3 protein-coding genes are annotated in these 18,934 nt (G+C 76.5%); all 3 read right to left on the bottom strand.

Translation table 11 applies throughout. The annotated features are described in order from the left end of the window. Positions 1–42 precede the first annotated feature (42 nt). The 3 genes from IO40_RS39375 to IO40_RS39370 are packed head-to-tail and all read right to left on the bottom strand — an operon-like array spanning position 43 to position 18,839. The gene (locus IO40_RS39375; protein ID WP_016466909.1) at positions 43–5,502 is read right to left on the bottom strand and encodes a type I polyketide synthase; all 5,460 of its coding nucleotides are present in this window, start codon (positions 5,500–5,502) and stop codon (positions 43–45) included. Between the two features lie 25 nt (positions 5,503–5,527). After that, entirely contained in the window at positions 5,528–11,131 is a 5,604-nt protein-coding gene (locus IO40_RS37550; protein WP_078659845.1) for a type I polyketide synthase, read from the bottom strand. Next, positions 11,052–18,839 (bottom strand): type I polyketide synthase, encoded by a 7,788-nt coding sequence (locus IO40_RS39370; RefSeq protein ID WP_051719348.1) that lies wholly within the window; start codon positions 18,837–18,839, stop codon positions 11,052–11,054. The genes IO40_RS37550 and IO40_RS39370 overlap by 80 nt, the downstream gene beginning before the upstream one ends. Between the last annotated feature and the right edge of the window lie 95 nt (positions 18,840–18,934).

Genomic DNA, 18,934 nt, shown 5'->3' with positions numbered 1-18,934 from the left:
AACAGCGGGGTGCGGGGGTGGCGCTCGCGCGCCGTCCGGCCCTCACGAGGCACCGTCCCGGAGCCCGGCGAGCCAGTCGTGCACGGCGGCGGCCGTGCCGTCGGCGTGCTCGGCGACGATGGTGCAGTGGTCGCCCGGGACGGTGACCCTGGTGTGCGGCAGCGGCCACCGGGCCCGCCACGCGTCGGTGACGGGCGGCGCCGCCGGGTCGCCGGGGATGCGGTCCTCGGGGGCGACGAACAGCGTGGGGGCACGGGTGGGGACCGGCGTCCAGGACCGGAAGAGCGCCCGGTAGGTGCCCAGCGCGGTCAGCGTCGTGAAGTTCATGGTGGTGAAGCGCGCCCGCCGCTCGTTGACCTCGTAGTTCATGGCCTGACGCAGACTCAGCGGCATGCTGTCGGGCAGATAGGTGTCCAGCAGCACCACGCCCGCGGGCCGCTCGCCCCGTTCCTCCAGCCGGGTCGTGACCGCCTGGGCGAGCCAGCCGCTGGAGGAGTAGCCCAGTACGGCGAACGGTGCCCCTCCGGCGCAGCGGAGCGTCTGCTCGGCCACCACCTCCACCAGCGTGCCGACCGTGTCGGCGAGCGCGGAGCCCGGTGTGAACCCCGGCACCTGCACCATCGACAGGTCCCGCCGCTCCCGGAAGAACAGGGCGAGCCGGGCGAACTGCAACGACTGCTCGACCGGCGCGAACGGCGGGAACGCGATGACGGCGGGCCGGTCCGGGCCCGAGGCGAGCCGGACGGAGCCGGTGTCGGCCTCGGCCGGGTCCGAGAACCGCGACCGCACCCCGGCCGCGCCGGTCAGCAGCGCCTCCACCTCCTTCATCCGGCCGCTCAGCGCTACGGCCCGGTAGACGGCGGCGAACGGCCGGTCGTCCGCGCCGGCGGCTGTGTCGCCGTCCGCCGCCCAGCCCTCCCCGCCGCCCGCGGTGCCTTTGGTGCCGCGTCCGCCGTCGTCGAGAGCCTTGCCCAGGAAGGCGCACACCCGCGGGACGGTGGGCTCGTCGAAGACCAGCGTCGCCGGCAGTGTCAGACCGGTGCTCCGGGCCAGCCGGTCGCGGATGGCGACCGCCGAGACCGAATCGAGCCCCAGCTCCACGAACGGGCGGTCGTCGGTGACCGGGGCCGTGTCGGCGTGTCCCAGCGTGTCGGCCACCGTCCCGCGCACCAGCTCCGCGAGCGCCTCCTCGCGTTCCGGGCCCGTCAGTTCGGCGACCGTACGGCCGCCCGTCCCCGTACCGGGCCCGGCGGGTCCGTACGCGGGCCGCGTCCGCTCCTGCCGCAGGGCCGCGACCTGCGGCAGCTCCTCCACCAGCGGGCGCGGCCTGGCGGCGGTGTAGCCGACGAGGAACGCCTCCCAGTCGATGTCCGCGACCGCCAGCGGAGCCTCGTCACGGTCGAGCACCTGCTGGAGCATGCCGATGCCGTCGGCGACCGGCATCGGTACCAGCCCCCGGCGGCGCAGCTGCCTCTCGCCCTCCGGGCCGAGCATCCCCGAGCCCGCCCACACGCCCCAGGCCACCGACGTGGCCGGCCGTCCGCGTGCCCGGCGCTGCTCGGCGAGCGCGTCGAGTGCGGCGTTGGCCGCCGCGTACGCGCCGTGCCGGCCGCTGCCCCACACCCCGGACACCGACGAGAACAGCACGAACGCGTCCAGCTCCGGGCCGTCGAACAGCCGGTCGAGCACCCGGGCCCCGGCCAGTTTGCCGTCCGCGACGGTGCGGAAATCCGCCACGCCCATCTCCTCCAGCGTGGCGTTCTGGCCCGTCCCGGCGGCGTGGAAGACCGCACGCACCGGCGTGCCGGCCTCGGCGAGTCCGGCGACGAGCGCCCCCATTCGCGCGCCGTCGGCGGCGTCGGCCGCGACCACCCGCACCTCGGCGCCCGTCTCCTCCAGCTCCGCCACGAGTGCCGCGGCACCGGGCGCCGCGGGGCCGCGCCGCGACACCAGCACCAGGGAGCAGGGCCCCCTGCCCGCCAGCCAGCGGGCGACGGCCGCCCCCAGCGAACCCGTCCCCCCGGTGACGAGGACCGTGCCGCGCGGCGCCCACTCCCGGACGGCGGGGCCGGCCGGGGCCGCCGCCACACGCCGCAGCCACACCCCTCCCGCACGGACCGCCGCCTGGTCCTCCCGGCCGTCCCCCGTCAGCAGGCCCGCCAGCAGTTCGCCCACCCGCTCGTCCGGCGCGGCGGGCACATCGACCAGCCCGCCCCAGCGGTCCGGGTGTTCCAGTCCCGCGACCCGCCCCAGCCCCCACACGGCCGCCGCGTCGAGGTCCGTCGGCGCCTCGCCGGGACCGACCCCGACCGCACCCTGGGTGACACACCACAGCCGTGCGCCGATCCGTGCCGCTCCCAGCGCCTGGACGAGCACGAGGAGTTCCTCCGGGCTGTCGAGCAGGCTGATGACGCCCGCCGGCGAGGGGACGCCTTCGACGGCCGCCGCCAGGGCGGTGGCCGCCGCGGCGCGGTCGTCGCCGGTGTGCACCGTCACGACGTCGGCCAGCGTCCGGGCCAGCATCCGCAGCCGGGCGGCGGTGCGCGCACCGTTCCCGTGGGGCAGGACGACCAGCCAGGTGCCGGGCACCCGCGCCGCGGTCGCCGGCCGCGCCACCGCCCGCCAGACGACCCGGTAGCGCCACGCGTCGGTCCGCAGCCGGTCCCGCACCGTCCGGTGCCACCGCGCGAGCTGCGGCAGCACCGGGACGAGTTCGGCGGGGGCGCCCAGCGGACCGGTGAGCCGCCGCGTGTCGCCCTCCTCCACGGCCGCCCAGAACCGCGCTTCCTCGTCCGGCTCCCGGGCCGTGGCCACACTTCCGGGAGTGAGCCAGTAGGTGTCGCGCTGGAAGGCGTAGGTGGGCAGCGGGACCCTGGCGTCCTCGCCCGGCAGCGCGGACCAGTCCACTGGCGTGCCGTGGGCGTGGACGCCGCCCAGGGCCTCCAGCACACAGCGCACCTCCGGCCTGCCGCGCCGCACCGAGGCCAGGACGGGCCTGCCGTCGCCGACCAGCGGGGTCAGCGCGGCGTCCGGCCCGATCTCGACCAGTACGTCCGCGTCGGACAGTTTCCCGACCGCGTCGCCGAAGCGCACGGTGCCGCGCGCGTGCTCCACCCAGTAGCCGGGGGAGCCGAAGGGCTCCTCGGTGCCGGCCGACGGGCTGACGGGCACCGTGGGCGGACGGAACGTCAGCCCGGCGACCGCCTCGGCGAAGTCGGCCAGCATCGGCTCCATCAGCGGCGAGTGGAAGGCGTGGCTCACCCGCAGCCGCCGGGTGCGGCGGCCCCGCTCCCGCCAGTGGCCGGCGACCCGCAGCACCGCGTCCCGGGCCCCCGAGACCACCACCGCACCGGGCCCGTTGACCGCCGCGAGGGACACCTCGGCCTCCCCCTGGAGCAGTACCGACATCTCCGCCTCACCGGCGGCGACCGCCACCATCGCCCCGCCCTCCGGCAGCGCCTCCATCAGCCGGCCCCGGGCGACCACCAGGCGGGCCGCGTCCTGGAGCGTCAGCACCCCGGCCACCACCGCAGCGGCCACCTCGCCCACGGAGTGGCCCGCGACCGCGGCGAACCGCACCCCCCACGCCTCCCACAGCCGTGCGAGGGCCACCTCGAAGGCGAACAACGCGGGTTGCGCGTACTCGGTCCGCTCCAGCACCTCGGCGGGCTCCTGCCACATCACCTCGGTGACGGAGCGGCCCAGCAGCGGATCGACGACGGCAGCGCACTCCTCCAGCGCCCGTGCGAACTGAGGGAAGGCAGCGGCCAGTTCGCGGCCCATGCCCGGACGCTGCGCGCCCTGCCCGGAGAACAGCGCGCCCACCCGGCCGTCACCCGCGGCGACGGGGTGGACACAGGCGAGCGCCGCGTCGAGCTGTTCGCCCTCCGCCGCCGGGACCACCGCCCGGTGGCCGAACGAGGTGCGCGTCGTCACCAGGGATCGCGCCACGTCGGTGACCGCCAGGCCGGGATGCTCCCGCATGTGGGCGCGGAGCGCCGCCGCCTGCCCGCGTACCGCGTCCGGCGAGGCACCCGACAGCAGCAGCGGCAGGGGGAGGGGCGGTGCCGCGGCGGCTCCCGGGGACGGGGACGGCTCCGGCCCGGCCTCCTCCAGGATCACGTGCGCGTTGGTGCCGCCGATCCCGAACGCCGACACGCCTGCCCGGCGCGGACGTCCCGTACGCGGCCACGGCCTGGCCTCCGTCAGCAGCCGCACGGTTCCGGCCGACCAGTCCACCTCGGGTGACGGCGTGTCGGCGTGCAGGGTGCGCGGCATCGTCCCGTGCCGCAGCGCCTCCACCATCTTGATCACACCGGCCGTGCCCGACGCCGACTGGGTGTGCCCGATGTTCGACTTGAGCGCGCCCAGCCACAAGGGTTCGCCCCCGGCCCGGTCCGCCCCGTAGGCGGCCAGCACGGCCTGTGCCTCGATGGGGTCGCCGAGGCGGGTACCGGTGCCGTGCGCCTCCACCACGTCCACCTCGTGCGGGGCGAGTCCGGCATCGGTCAGCGCCTCCATGATGACCCGCTGCTGGGCCGGTCCGTTGGGGGCGCTCAGCCCGTTGGAGGCGCCGTCCTGGTTGACCGCCGAACCCCGTACGACCGCCAGCACCCGGTGGCCGGCCCGCCGCGCGTCGCGGAGCCGCTCCACCACCAGACAGGTGACGCCCTCCGCCCAGCCGGTGCCGTCCGCGTCCGCGGAGAACGCCTTGCAGCGCCCGTCCCCGGCCAGCCCGCCCTGGCGGCTGAACTCCACGAATGTGCTCGGCGTGGCCATCACCGCCACCCCGCCGACCAGGGCCATGTCCGTCTCGCCCCGCTGGAGCGACCGGCACGCCAGGTGCAGGGCCACCAGCGACGAGGAGCAGGCGGTGTCCACGGTGACCGCGGGGCCCTCAAGCCCCAGGGTGTAGGCGATCCGGCCCGAGAGCACCGATGTCGACACGCCGGTGATGCCGTAGCCCTCCACCCCGACCCCGCCGGACGACACGTCGAAGCCGTAGCCCTGCGTGGCGCCGCCCACCCAGACGCCGGTGCGGCTGCCCCGCAGCCGGCCCGGCAGCAGACCGGCGTCCTCCAGCGCCTCCCACGACGCCTCCAGCAGCAGCCGCTGCTGCGGGTCCATGCCCAGCGCCTCGCGCGGGGAGATGCCGAAGAAGGCGGCGTCGAACGCGCCCGCGTCGTGGAGGAAACCGCCCTCGCAGGTGTACGCCGTACCGGGCCGCTCGCCGCTCGGGTCGTAGAGGGCTTCGGTGTCCCAGCCCCGGTCGGTGGGGAACGGGGAGATCGCGTCCGTCCCGTTGCGCACCAGCCGCCACAGCTGCTGCGGGCTGCTCACCCCGCCGGGCAGCCGGCAGCTCATGCCGACGACGGCCACCGGCTCGGCCCGCCTCGTCTCCCGTTCGGCCAACCGCTGCCTGGTGGCGCGCAGTTCGGCGGTCAGCTGTTTGACGAAGTGCCGCAGCCGTTCTTCGGTGGAGGGCAGCTCTTGTGCAGACACGTGGGGTACCTTTCGCGGCGGTTCGTCAGGTCCGGCGCGGATCCTGGTCCTGGCCGGGCGGCGCCAGCGTGATGCCGAGCTGCCCGGTGATGAAGTCGACGACCTCCCCGGCGGACTCACCGACCGAGGCGACGGCGTCCTCGCCCGACGGCCCGGCGGAGCAGGTGCGCAGCAGCTCCCGCAGCCGCCCCGCGACCGCGTCCCGCTCGGCGCCGTCCAGCGGTGTGGCCGCAAGAACCGCCTCCAGCCGGTCCAGGGCGGCCAGCGGCGGCTCGGGCCCGCCCGCGGTCTCGTCGCACAGCTCCGCCAGCAGGAAGGTGACCAGCGCGTCCGCCGTCGGATGGTCGAACACCAGGGTGCTCGGCAGTCGCAGACCGGTGACCGCGTCGAGCCGGTTGCGCAGCTCCACGGCGGTCAGCGAGTCGAAACCCAGCTCCTGGAACGGCCGGTCGCCCTCCAGCCGCCAGCGGGCGCCGTGCCCGAGCGTCACGGCGATCTGCTCCCGCACCACCTCCAGCAGCCGGGCCCGCCGCTGTTCCGCGGTGAGCCCCGCCAGCTCCTCGGTGCCGAGACGGGCGGAGGCCGCGGGACCGGCCGCCGCGGCCGTCAGCTCCGCCAACTGCGGGCTCGGCCGGAAGACCGCGGCCCGCGCGGCGTAGCCGTCCCAGTCCACGTCCGCGACGAGCAGCGTCGGCGTGCCCTCGGCGACGGCCGACCACAGCGCGTCCACCGCCCGGTCCGGCTCCAGCGGACGCAGCCCGCTGCCCCGCAGTTGTCCGCTCTCCAGGGCCCGGGCCATGCCGTCCTCGGCCCACGGCCCCCACGCCACCGAGGTGGCGGGCAGCCCCTCCGCGTGCCGCTGCTCGGCCAGAGCGTCCAACTGGGCGTTCGCCGCCGCGTAGTTGCCCTGTCCCGCGTTCCCGACGACGCCCGCGAGGGAGGAGAAGAGGACGAACGCGTCCAGTCGCTGCCGGCGGGTCAGCTCGTGCAGATGCCGTGCCGCCCGCCCCTTGGCCGCCAGCACCGCCTCCAGACGCTCGGGGGTCTGCGCGTCGAGGATGCCGTCGTCGAGCACGCCTGCCGCGTGCACGACGGCGCGCAACGGCCGGTCGCCGGGCACGTCTTCGGCCAGCACCCGGGCCAGCGCCGCCCGGTCCGACACGTCGCAGGAGCGGATCGTCACCTCGGCACCGGCCTTTGCGAGTCGCGCCCGCAGCCGCCCGGCACCCGGCGCGTCGGGGCCCCTGCGGCTCAGCAACAGCAGGTGTTCGGCTCCCCGGGCGGCCAGCGAGACGGCGACACGGGCACCGAGCCCGCCCGTCCCACCGGTGACCAGCGCCGTCCCGGACAGCTTCGGCATGCGCGCCGCAGGTGCCGGCAGGGGGACGACACGCCGCGCCAGCAGCGTGTCACCGCGCACCGCCAGCTGGTCCTCCCCGCCGCCGGTCAACGCCGCCGCCAGCAGGAGGTCCAGCCGGCCGGGCGTGCCGTCCGGCGTGTGGGCGGCTTCGGGCGTGTCGCCGGCCGACGGCGTGCTGCCGCCCGGTGTGTTGCCGGCTCCCGGTGTGTCGCCGTCCGGTGTGCCACTGTTCCGGGCAGGCGGCAGGTCGATGAGGCCGCCCCACCGCTCCGGAAGCTCCAGCGCGGCGACACGGCCCAGCCCCCACACGGCGGCGGCTTCCGGATCGGGCGGCTGGCCCGACACGCCGACCGCGCCGCGTGTCAGGCACCACAACGGCGCCGACACGCCGGCGTCCCCCAGCGCCTGAACGAGCGCGAGAGTCGCCGCCGACGGCCCGCAGTCCCCGGAAACGGCACCCGTGTCTGAGCCGGTGCCCGTGTGCGAGCCCGAGCCCGCCTCCGCGTCCGGGCCCGTGCCGGTGGGTCCGTCCCCGTTCCCGTCCGCGTGCGTGCCCGCGTGCGTGCCCGTGCCGGTGTCCGTGTCCGTTCCCGTGGCCTCGCCCGGCGGGTGGAGGGCGAGCGTGGAGACGACGCCCTCCGGGCGTGGCGCGGCGGCCAGCAGCCGTGCCAGCCCCTCGCGGTCGGCGGGGCCGGGCACCGGCAGGTGGTGCACCTCGGCGCCCAGCGCGCCGAGCCGGGTCCCCAGCCCGCAGTCGTCACCCACCAGCAGCCACGTCCCGGACAGGCGCCGTCCCGCACCGGGCGGCACAGGACGCCAGGTGATGCCGTACCTCGGGGCCGGCGCGCCGGTGCTCCGGGCGGTGCGGGCCCGCCAGGTGTGCAGCACGGGAACGACCCGGGACAGTCCGGCATCGGGCTCCACACCGAGTTCGGCGGCCAGCGCCCCTGTGTCGCCGTCCGCGACCAGGGACCAGAAGCGCCGGTCACCGGGCTGTCCGGGCCGGGGCTCGGCCTCCTGCCAGTACCGCTCCCGCTGGAACGCGTAGGTCGGCAGGTCCTGATGCGGCCCGCGGCCTGGCAGCAGCGCGGTCCAGTCCACCTCGACGCCATGGCAGTGCAGCCGCGCCAGTGCCGTCAGCGCCGCTCGCACCTCGCCCTGTCCCCGGCGCAGGGCGGTGACGCACAGTTCGTCCGGCCCGGCCCCTTCCGCCGCCGTACCGGTGAGGGAACCGTCCGGGCCCAGCTCGAGGAAGGCCGTGATGCCGTCGGACCGGAGCGCGCACAGCCCGTCGTGGAAGCGGACGGTGCGCCGGACGTGCTCCACCCAGTAGCGCGGGTCGGCCAGCTCCTTCCCGGTGGCCTGCTGCCCCGTCACCGACGAGACGAGCGGCAGCGTGGGCTCCCCGTACCGGAGCGACGAGGCGACGTCGAGGAACGCGTCGAGCATGCCGTCCATCCGGGGGGAGTGGAAGGCGTGGCTGACGTTCAGCGGCCTCACCCGCCTGCCCCGCTCCCGCCAGTGGGCGGCCACCTCGGCCACCACGTCACGGTCACCGGCGACCGTGACGGACCTCGGCCCGTTGACGGCCGCCACACCGGCGCGGTCCTCACGGCCCCGCAGCAGCGGCGTCACCTCCGTCTCGGACGCCTCGACCGCGGCCATCGACCCGCCCGGCGGCAGCTCCTGCATCAGCCGGCCCCGTGCCGCGACGAGCGTGCCGGCGTCGGCCAGGGACAGCACTCCGGCCACATGGGCGGCGACCACTTCCCCCACGGAATGCCCCAGCAGCCTGTCCGGCCGCAGCCCCCACGCGGAGTACAGGGCGAACAGCGCGGTCTCCAGCGCGAACAGCGCGGGCTGGGCGAACTCCGTGGTATCCAGCAGCGCGGCTCCCTCGGTGCCCGGCTCCGCGAAGACGACCTCGCGCAACGGCCGCCGCAGATGCGGGTCCAGCCGGGCGCAGGCCGCGTCGAAGGCCGCCGCGTACGCCGGGAACGCCGCGTACAACTCACGGCCCATGCCCGGACGTTGCCCGCCCTGCCCGGAGAAGAGGAACGCCTGCCGTCCCGGTGCGGCGGCCCGGCCACGCACCACGTCCGGGCCGTCGGCGCCCGCCGCGAGCGCGGCCAGCGCCGCTCGGAAGCCGTCGGGCTCCTCGGCCAGCAGGACCGCGCGGTGCGCGAACCGGCTGCGGGAGCGCATCAGCGCGCGGGCGACAGCCCCGGGATCGACGGTCCCCGGACCGACGGCTCGTGGATCGTCGATTCCCTGACCGTCGATTCCCGAATGGGCCCTCGGGCCGTCTCCGGCACGGTCCGTACCGTCGGTGCTGCCCTGGCCGGGGCCGCTGCCTCCGGCGGCGCCGCGTGCGGGGGAGTCCTTCTCGGGGCGCGTCCCGGCCCCGGCGCCGTGTCCCGTCGCGACGCCGGCGCCCTCTCTCGCGGCGACGGCGCTGTCCGTCCCGGCGACGGTGCTGTCCGTTCCGGTGGCAGCGCCGCCCGTCCCGGTGGCCGTGCCCGTCGCGTCCGGGGCGTCCGGCCGTTCGCCGCACCATCCGAGCAGCTTGCCCGCCTGGGCCGCGAGCGCCGCTTCCGAGTGTGCCGAGACCAGCCACGGCAGCAGCGGCGGGCCGGCCTTTCCCGCAGCTCCCGCCCCACCGCCGGTCGCGGCCGTCCCTCCGGCCGCCGTCGCTCTTCCACCGCCGGCCGACGCCCTCGCCGCCGCGGCCGTCCCCGCACCGGCGGCGCCGCCCGCCCCACCGGCTCCGGTGGTGCCGGGCGGGTACTCCTCCACGATCAGATGGGCGTTGGTCCCGCTGATGCCGAACGCGGAGACACCTGCCCGCCGTGGCCGCCCTCCGTCCGGCCACGGACGGGCGTGGGACAGTGGCAGCACCCCTCCCGCCGACCAGTCCACCTCGGGCGTCGGCACCTCGGCGTGCAGGGTGGGCGGCAGAGTCCTGTGCCGCAGGGCCAGTACCGTCTTGATGACTCCGGCGACCCCCGCGGCGGCCTGCGTGTGGCCCAGGTTGGACTTGACCGAGCCGACCCACAGCGGTGTGGCCCGCCCCGTCCCGTACACCGCCATCAGGGCGCGGGCCTCGATCGGGTCGCCCAGCCGCGTGCCGGTGCCGTGCGCCTCCACCAGGTCCACCTCGTGCGCGGCCACCCCGGACGCGGCCAGTGCCTCCGCCAGCACCCGTTCCTGCGCGTGCCCGCTCGGCGCGGTGATGCCGTTGGACGCCCCGTCGGAGTTGACGGCCGAGCCGCGGATGACGGCCAGCACGGGATGCCCGTGCCGCAGCGCGTCGGACAGCCGCTCCAGGAAGAGCATCCCCGCGCCCTCGCCCAGTCCGAAACCGTCGGCGCCCGCACCGAACGCCTTGCACCGGCCGTCCGGTGCCAGCGCCCGCTGCCTGCTGAACTCGGTGAAGGCGCGCGTGGTGGCCAGCACGGTCGCCCCGCCCGCCAGCGCGGCCACGCACTCACCGGCGCGCAGCGCCCGCACGGCCAGATGGAGCGCGACCAGCGACGACGAACACGCCGTGTCGATCGTCGCGGACGGGCCTGCCAGTCCGAACGTGTAGGAGATCCGGCCGGAGACCATGGCGCCGGTCGTGCCGGTGACCACGTACCCCTCGGCCGCCCGCGGGGCCGCCGCCAGCACATGGGAGTAATCCTGGATGTTGGAGCCCGCGAACACACCCGTCCGGCTGTCCCGCAGCGTGTGCGGATCGATCCCCGCGTTCTCCACCGCCTCCCACGCGGTCTCCAGCAGCAGCCGCTGCTGGGGGTCCATCGTGGTGGCCTCGCGCGGGGAGATGCCGAAGAACTCCGCGTCGAAGCCGGCCACGTCGTCCAGGAACCCGCCGGCGGTGCTGTAGGCGCTCCCCGGCGCGTCCGGGTCCGTGCCGTACAGATCCGCCAGGTCCCAGCCGCGGTCGGTGGGCAGTCCGCGGATCGCGTCCCGGCCCTCGCTCACCACCCGCCACAGGCCCCCGGCGCTGTCCACGCCACCGGGATAGCGGCAGCCGATCCCCACCACGGCGACCGGCTCCCGGCGCTGCGCCTCCAGATCCTCGGCGCGTGTCCGCGCGGCCCGCAACTCGGCGCTCATCGTCCGCAGATGCCGCGCCAGCCGCTCCTCCGTGCTGCGCCCGGTGTCCGTCACTGCTCCTCCGCCCGTCTCAGGACTCGCCGTACCGGCTGTCGAGGAGGTCCAGCAACTCCTCGGTGCTGGCGGCGGACTCCACGGCGGACACGGCATCCCCGCCGTCCCCCGCGTCGTCGCCACCGGCCCCGCGTACGGCAGCCAGCAGCGTCTCGACGCGAGCGGTCAGCCGCACCCGCGCCGTCCCGTCACCCGGCAGGGCCCGGATCTGCCGCTCGATCCGGTCCAGCCCGGCCAGGACGTCCTCGGGCGTCCCCTCCGCGCCCGCGTCCCCGTCCGACAGGTGACCGAGCAGGTGCTGCGCCAGCCGGGCCGGGGTGGCGTGGTCGAACAGCAGCGTCGGCGGCAGACGCAGGCCGGTCGCACGGTTGAGCCGGTTGCGCAGGTCCACCGAGAGCAGCGAGTCGAACCCCGCCTGACGGAACTCCTGGTCGGGGCCGAGCCGGTCCTCCGCGTCCCGCCCCAGCACCACCGCGCCGGTGGACCGCACCAGTTCGAGCACGGCGTGTTCGCGGTCGGCGGGTGTCATGGCCGCCAGCCGCGCACGGAACGCGCCGGCCGCGCCCTCGGCGGGTGCCCCTGGCGACCCCGGCCCGTCCCGGTCCCCGTCCCCGTCCCCGCCCGGCGTCGACGGACCGGCGATCTCGGCGAGGAGGGGGCTGTCACGCACGGAGGTGAACACCGGCACGAAACGGGACCAGTCCACATCGGCGACGACCTGGACCGCCTCCGGCGCCGCGAGCGCCTGGTACAGCCCCTCGAAGGCCGTCTCGCGGTCGAGGAACGGCAGACCGCGGCGCACCACCAGGTCCGCGTCGGTGCGGTCCCTGGTGATCTGCTCGTCCCAGATGCCCCAGGCCACGGATGTGACCGGCAGCCCGTCGGCCCGGCAGCGCGCGGCGTACGCGTCGAGGAAGGCGTTCGCCGCCGCGTAGGCACCGTGCTCGGCGCTGCCCCACACCCCCGCGATCGAGGAGAAGAGGACCACTTCCCGCAGCTGTTCCCGCTCCAGCAGCTCGACGAGGTTCACCGCGCCGGAGACCTTCGCGTCCACGACCTCGGCGAAGTGCGACAGTGTCGTCGTCGCCAGGGGGGCGATGTCCAGATGCGCGGCGGCGTGCAGCGCCGTCGTCACCGGGCGGCCCGCGGCGGACAGTTCCGCCAGGACGGCGGCCAGCCGCGCCCGGTCCCGTACGTCGCAGGCGAACGCCTGGGCCGTGCAGCCCGCCTCCGCCAGTTCGGCCACCAGCTCAGCCATACCGGGTGAGCTCTCGCCGCGCCTGCTCAGCAGCGCCACGTGCCGGGCCCCGCGCGCGGCCACCGAGCGGGCCAGGTGCGGGCCCAGCGAACCGCTCGCCCCCGTGATCAGTACGGTGCCCGCCGGCCGCCACGCGTCGTCGTCCCCGGCCGGTGCCGTGCCGGTGCCGCGCCGCACGAGGCGGCGCACATGGGCCGTACCGGACGCCGACACCGCCCACTGGTCCTCGCCGCCGCCCCGCGCGAGGACACCCAGCAGCGCCGCCGCGCCCGACGCGCCCGGCGCGGCGGGCAGGTCGACCAGTCCGCCCCAGCGGGCGGGGTGTTCCAGGGCCGCGACCCGGCCCAGCCCCCACAGCTGGTTCTGCGCGGGGCGGGCGGGGCCGAGCTCCCCGACACCGGACGCGCCACAGGTGACCGTCCACAACGGAGCGTCCGTGCCGGTGTCACCGAGGGCCTGCACGGCGGCGACGGTCAGTGCCAGCCCCGTCGTCAGCCCCGGCAGCGACGGGTGCGGCGTCTCGTCCAGTCCCAGCAGGCTGAGCACCCCCGCGAACGGGGTCCCCCCGGCGCCGTCCACGGCCTCGGCGAGGCGGGCCCCCAGCGCGGTCCGGTCGGTCGTGCCGGGGCCCAGCGTCAGCACGGTGGCGTCCAGCCCCCCGTCGGCCAGCAGACCGCGCAGCCCCTCGGCGGCGGGCGTGCCGGTGGTCAGCAGCAGCCACCGCCCCGACGGCACGGCACCGCCCTCGACCGGGTGCGGACGCCAGACGATGTCGTACCGCCAGGAGTCCAGGCGCGCCTGGCGCCGGCTCCTGCGTCGCCAGGCCGCCAGCGCGGGCAGCGCCGCGGCCAGTCCGTCGGCAGTTCCCAATTCGCCGGCCAGCCGCCCGACATCCCCGCGTTCGACCGCCTCCCAGAACCGTGTGTCGTCACCGGGAGCCGCCGCCTCGGGGGCCGTCCCGGCACCGGCGTCGAGCCAGAACCGTTCGTGCTGGAACGCGTAGGTCGGCAACGGCACCCGCCGGCCCGCCCCCAGCACCCGCCGCCAGTCCACCGGCAGCCCATCGGCGTACCCCTCGGCCAGCGACCGCAGCATGCGGTCCGTGCCGCCCTCGTCACGGCGCAGCGAGCCGAGCACCGTGCCGCCGGCTCCCAACGCGTCCAGGGTCTCCCGCACCCCGACCGTCAGCACCGGGTGCGGGCTGCACTCCGCGAAGAAGGCGAACCCGTCGGCCGCCAGCGACTCGACCGCGCTTCGCAGCCGTACCGTCTCGCGCAGGTTGCGGTACCAGTAGGCCGCGTCCAGTTCGCTCCCGGCCAGCCGGGTTCCGGTCACCGTCGAGTACAGCGGCACCGTGCCCTCGCGTGGGGACAGCCCGGACAGTTCGGCCCGGAGCCGGTCGCGCAACGCCTCGACGGCGGGGGAGTGCGAGGCGTAGTCCACGTCGATGCGGCGGACCGGGACACCGTCCGCCCGCGCGGAGGCCATCAGCTCCTCCAGCGCGTCGTCGGGGCCGGACACCACGACCGAGCCGGGCCCGTTGACGGAGGCCAGCGACAGCCGGCCGCCGAGCCGGCCGCGCACCTCCTCGGGGGGCAGGGCGACGGACACCATGCCGCCTGTCCCGGCCAGTTCGGCCAGCAGCCGCGAGCGGACCGCCACCACCCGCGCGCCGTCCGCCAGCGACAGCGCCCCCGACACGCAGGCGGCGGCGATCTCCCCCTGCGAGTGGCCGACCACACCGTCCACCGGGACGCCCCAGTGCTGCCACATCCGCGCCAGCGACACCATCACCGCGAACAGGGCGGGCTGGACCACGTCCACCGGTGCGGTGGCGGCGCCGTCCGCACCGCGCAGCACCCGCGTGAGCGACCAGTCGACCCAGGGCGCCAGCGCCTCCTCGCACTCCCGGACGCCTTCGGCGAACACCTCGCTCCCGGCCAGCAGCGCGCGGCCCATACCCCGCCACTGCGAGCCCTGGCCGGGGAACATCAGCACGGTACGGCCCTCGCGGGCCTGACCCACCCGCACCGAGGCGGGCAGCACCGTGTCCGTTCCCCGGCCGAGCGCCGTGAGCGCGTCCAGCAGTTCAGCGCGGTTCCCGGCGACGGCCACGGCCCGGTGCGCGAGGGCGGACCGGGTGGTCGCCAGCGACCACGCCACGTCACGCGCCGCAAGACCCGGTTCCGCCTCCAGCCGCGCCCGCAGCGCCCTCGCCTGCGCGGGGAGCGCGGCGGCGGTCCGCGCACCGAGCACGAACGGAAGCCGTTCCCCGAACGGAACCGCCCCGGCCTCCACGCCCGGCTCCGGCCCACGGCCCGGCTCTGGCCCATGCTCCGGTGCCTGTCCGGTCTCCGGTGCCTCCGGGCCGACTGGTGTCGGCTTGCTGTACGGCCCCGGCCCGCCGCCTGGCGCCCGTCCACTGTCGGGTGCCGGCTCGTGCTGCCGTGCGTGTCCGTTGTCCGGTGGTTCCGGGCCGTCCGGTGTCGGCTTGCTGTCCGGTGCCCGTCCACTGTCGGGTGCCGGCTCGTGCTGCCGTGCGTGTCCGTTGTCCGGTGGTTCCGGATCGTCCGGTGTCGGCCCGCCGCCTGGCGCCCGTCCACCGCCGGGCGCCGACTCGTTCTCCCGGTCCCGCCCGCCATCCGGTGCCGGCTCGTCCCCCTGTGCCCGTCCGTCGTCCGGTGCCCGGGCGGTCCGTGGGCCCGGGACCTGCCCGGGCGCGAGGACCGTCGTCGACGGGGCAGACGGCGGGGGAGTGAGCGGGGCCAAGGGGTCGCCCTCCTCCAGGACGACGTGCGTGTTGGTGCCGCTGATGCCGAACGACGACACGCCGGCCAGCCGCCGGCGCTCCCCGCGGGGCCAGGCGCGCTCCTCCGTCAGCAGGGCGACCCCTCCCGCCGACCAGTCCACCGCGGGGGTCGGCGTCTGTGCGTGGAGGGTCGGCGGCAGCACCTCGTGCCGGAGCGCCTGCACGGTCTTGATGAGCCCGCCGACGCCGGCCGCCGCCTGGGCGTGCCCCAGGTTCGACTTGAGGGAGCCGAGGTACAGGGGGCCGCCGCCCCGCCGTTCGCCGTACACGGCGAGCAGTGCCTGGGCCTCGATGGGATCGCCCAGCTTGGTGCCGGTGCCGTGCGCCTCGACGGCGTCGACGTCGGCGCCGGTGACGCCCGCGCGGGCGAGAGCGGCCCGGATGACGCGCTGCTGGGCGGGTCCGTTGGGCGCGGTCAGCCCGTGGGAGGCGCCGTCCTGGTTGACGGCGGAGCCCCGGACGACGGCGAGCACCTCGTGCCCCAGGCGCCGTGCGTCCGACAGCCGTTCCAGCAGCACCACTCCCACGCCTTCGGACCAGCCGGTGCCGTCCGCGTCGGCCGAGAACGACTTGCAGCGTCCGTCCGCGGCCAGCCCGCCCTGGCGGGCGAACTCGACGAAGAGGTTGGGTGTCGCCATCACCGTGGCACCGCCGGCCAGCGCCGCGTCGCACTCGCCCTGCCGCAGTGCCTGGCAGGCCAGATGGACGGCCACCAGCGAGGACGAGCAGGCGGTGTCGACGGTGACGGCCGGCCCTTCCAGCCCGAGCAGGTAGGAGATCCGGCCGGACATCACGCTGTCGCTGTTGGCCAGCCCGAGGATGCCCTCCAGACCGTCGGGGATGCCGTTGAGCCGCGAGTAGTAGTCGTTGTACATCGTGCCGGCGAACACCCCGGTGCGGCTTCCGCGCAGCGATTCGGGGCCGATCCCGGCGTGCTCGACCGCCTCCCACGCCGTCTCCAGCATGAGGCGCTGCTGCGGGTCCATCGCGAGGGCCTCGCGGGGCGGGATGCCGAAGAAGCCGGCGTCGAAGCCCGCCGGGTCGTCGAGGAAACCGCCTTCGCGGGTGTAGGTGGTGCCGGTCCGGTGCCGGTCCGGGTGGTGGAGCCGGGCCAGGTCCCAGCCGCGGTCGGCGGGGAAGGCCCCGATGGCGTCCCGGCCCGCGCGGACCAGCCGCCACAGGTCCTCCGGTGTGGCGATCCCGCCCGGGTACCGGCACGCCATGCCCACCACCGCGACGGGCTCGTCCGTTGTGCCGGCGGGCGCGGCGGGCCGCTGCGCGCCGGCGGCGGGCCCGGTGCCCGTCAGGGTCTCCAGGTGCCGGGCGAGCGCCGCCGAGGTCGGATGGTCGAAGGCGACGGTCGGGGAGAGCCGGACGCCGAGCGCCGCGGCCAGCCGGTCGCGCAGCCGTACCGACATCAGGGAGTCGAAGCCCAGCTCCCGCAGCGGCCGTTCGGGGTCCACGGCGCCGGCGTCCGCGTGTCCGACGACGGAGGCGATCTCGGCCCGGACGAGGTGCAGCAGGTCCCCCGTACCGCCGGCCGGCGCCGTGGTGTCGCGTGACGGCGCCGGTTCGGGCGCCGTCTCGCGCAGCCGGGCGGTGAGGTGCGCGAACAGCGGCGCGGGGCGGGCCGCGGTGAACAAGGGCAGGAACCGGGACCACACGGCGTCCACCAGCACACGGTCGGCGCCCGAGGGCACGCACTCCTCCAGTGCCCGCATGGCGTCGGCGACGGCCAGTGGCACCAGTCCGCGCCGCCGCAGGTCCCTCTCCAGCCCGGCGTCCACCATGCCGCCGCCGGACCAGGGGCCCCACGCGAGGGAGACGGCCGCCCGGCCGCGGGCCCGCCGACGGGCGGCGAGCGCGTCGAGGGCGGCGTTGGCGGCGCCGTACGCCGCCTGGCCGGCCGCGCCCCACACACCGGAGACGGAGGAGAAGAGCACGAAGGCGTCCACGTCGGTGCCCTCCAGCACCGCGTCCAGCACCCGGGCGCCCTCGGCCTTGGCCGCCAGGACGGTACGGAGGTCCTCCGGCCCGGTCTCCAGCACGCGGCGCCTGCCGGGCACGCCTGCCGTGTGGAAGACCGCGCGAACGGGGGCGCCGTCGCGCGCTGCCTCGGCCACCTGACCGGCCATCGCGGCACGGTCGGTGACATCGGCCGCGACGACGCGGGCGGGTGTACCGGCGGCGGTGAGCTCCGCCGCCAGCTCCCGGGCACCCGGCGCCTGCGGACCGCGCCGGGAGACGAGCAGCAGTGAGCAGCCCCCCAGTCCGGCCACCCAGCGGGCGACGTGGGCACCCAGCGCGCCCGTGCCACCGGTGATCAGGACGGTGCCGGACGGCGTCCAGCGCGCCGGTCCGGCATCCGGCGGGGGATCCGCCCGCACCAGTCGGCGTGCCTCCACTCCGTCGTCCCGGACGCGCACCTGGTCCTCGCCGGTGTTCCCCGACAGCACCCCCGCCAGGAGGGCGGCGGCCGGCTCGGTGCGCCGTTCGGGCACGTCCACCAGGCCGCCCCACCGCTCGGGCAGTTCCAGTGCGACGGCCCGGCCCGCTCCCCACACGGCCGCCGCGTCCGGATCGTCCTCCGCCCGGTGGGTGACGCACCACACCGGTGCCTCCACCCGCGCGTCGTCGAGCGCCTGCACGGCCAGCAGCAGGTCCTCCGGGCGCCTGGTGAGACAGAGCACCCCGTCGGGTGCCGTGTCGGGAAGCGAGGCCGCGAGCCCGGCGCGGCCGGCCGCCCGGTCGAGCGGGACGGTCACGGCGTGCTCGACCGGTGGTGCGGCCCACGACGGGTCGGCGGAGGGGAAGGCGAGCACCAGCCAGGTCCCCGGGGCCCTCTCCGTGCGGGGCACGTCCGGCACCGGCTGCCAGACCGCCTCGTACCGCAGCCGGTTCAGCGCGGAGGCGGCAGCCATCGCGGCCGTCCGGCCGGTGTCCACGGGCCGCAGCACCAGCCCCGTACAGCTGAGCACCTGCTGGCCGGAGTCGGAGACGGCGTCCAGCCGGGCGGAGCCGTCGGTGACCCGCAGCCGGACGCGCAGGGCACGGGCGCCCCGCCCCCGCAGCACCGTTCGGCCGAAGACGAACGGCAGCCGGATCTTTCCCTCGGCGTCATGGGTGAGGGCCAGCGGGTGCAGTGCGGCGTCGAGCAGCGCGGGATGGACGCCGAAGCGGCCGTCCTGGTACCGCTCGGGCAGTACGGCCTCGGCGAACAGGTCCCCGTCCGACCGCCACACCCCGCGCAGTCCGTGGAAGGCCGGACCATAGCCGTAGCCGCGCGTGGCCAGTTCCTCGTACAGCCCGGGCACCGGGACGGGTTCGGCCCCGGGCGGCGGCCACGTGCCGGCCGCCCACTCCGTGTCGTGCTCGCCGCCGGCCTGCTCCACCAGCGTCGCCGTCGCGTGCTCCACCCACTTGTGGCCGTCGCTCCGGGCACGGATCACACAGCGCCGCTCCCCGCCCTGCGCTGCCGCCACTTGTACCTGCACGTCGGCCCCGCCGGCCGGCAGCACGAGGGGGGTTCGGACGACCAGATCGTCGACCTGCCCGCACCCGGTGTGCCGTGCCGCCGCCGCGGCCAGCTCCAGGAACCCGGTGCCCGGCAGCAGTACGGCCCCCGAGACGGCATGGCCCTCCAGCCAGGGATCGGTGGAGAGGGAGATCCGGCCGGACAGCAGAACCCCGCCCTCCGCGGGCAGTTCGACCGCACCGGCGAGGAAGGGGTGCTCCACCACCTGTCCCGCGGCGTCTGCGGGCGGCGGTGACGGCAGCCAGTGGTGGTGGTGTTGGAAGGGGTAGGTGGGGAGGGTGGTGGGGGGTGTGGGTG

This window comes from Streptomyces albus subsp. albus (assembly GCF_000725885.1).
GTDB classification, from domain to species: Bacteria; Actinomycetota; Actinomycetes; order Streptomycetales; family Streptomycetaceae; genus Streptomyces; species Streptomyces albus.
The sequence above is the reverse complement of the archived record's forward strand: the minus strand, read 5'-3'. Positions and strand labels throughout refer to the sequence as shown.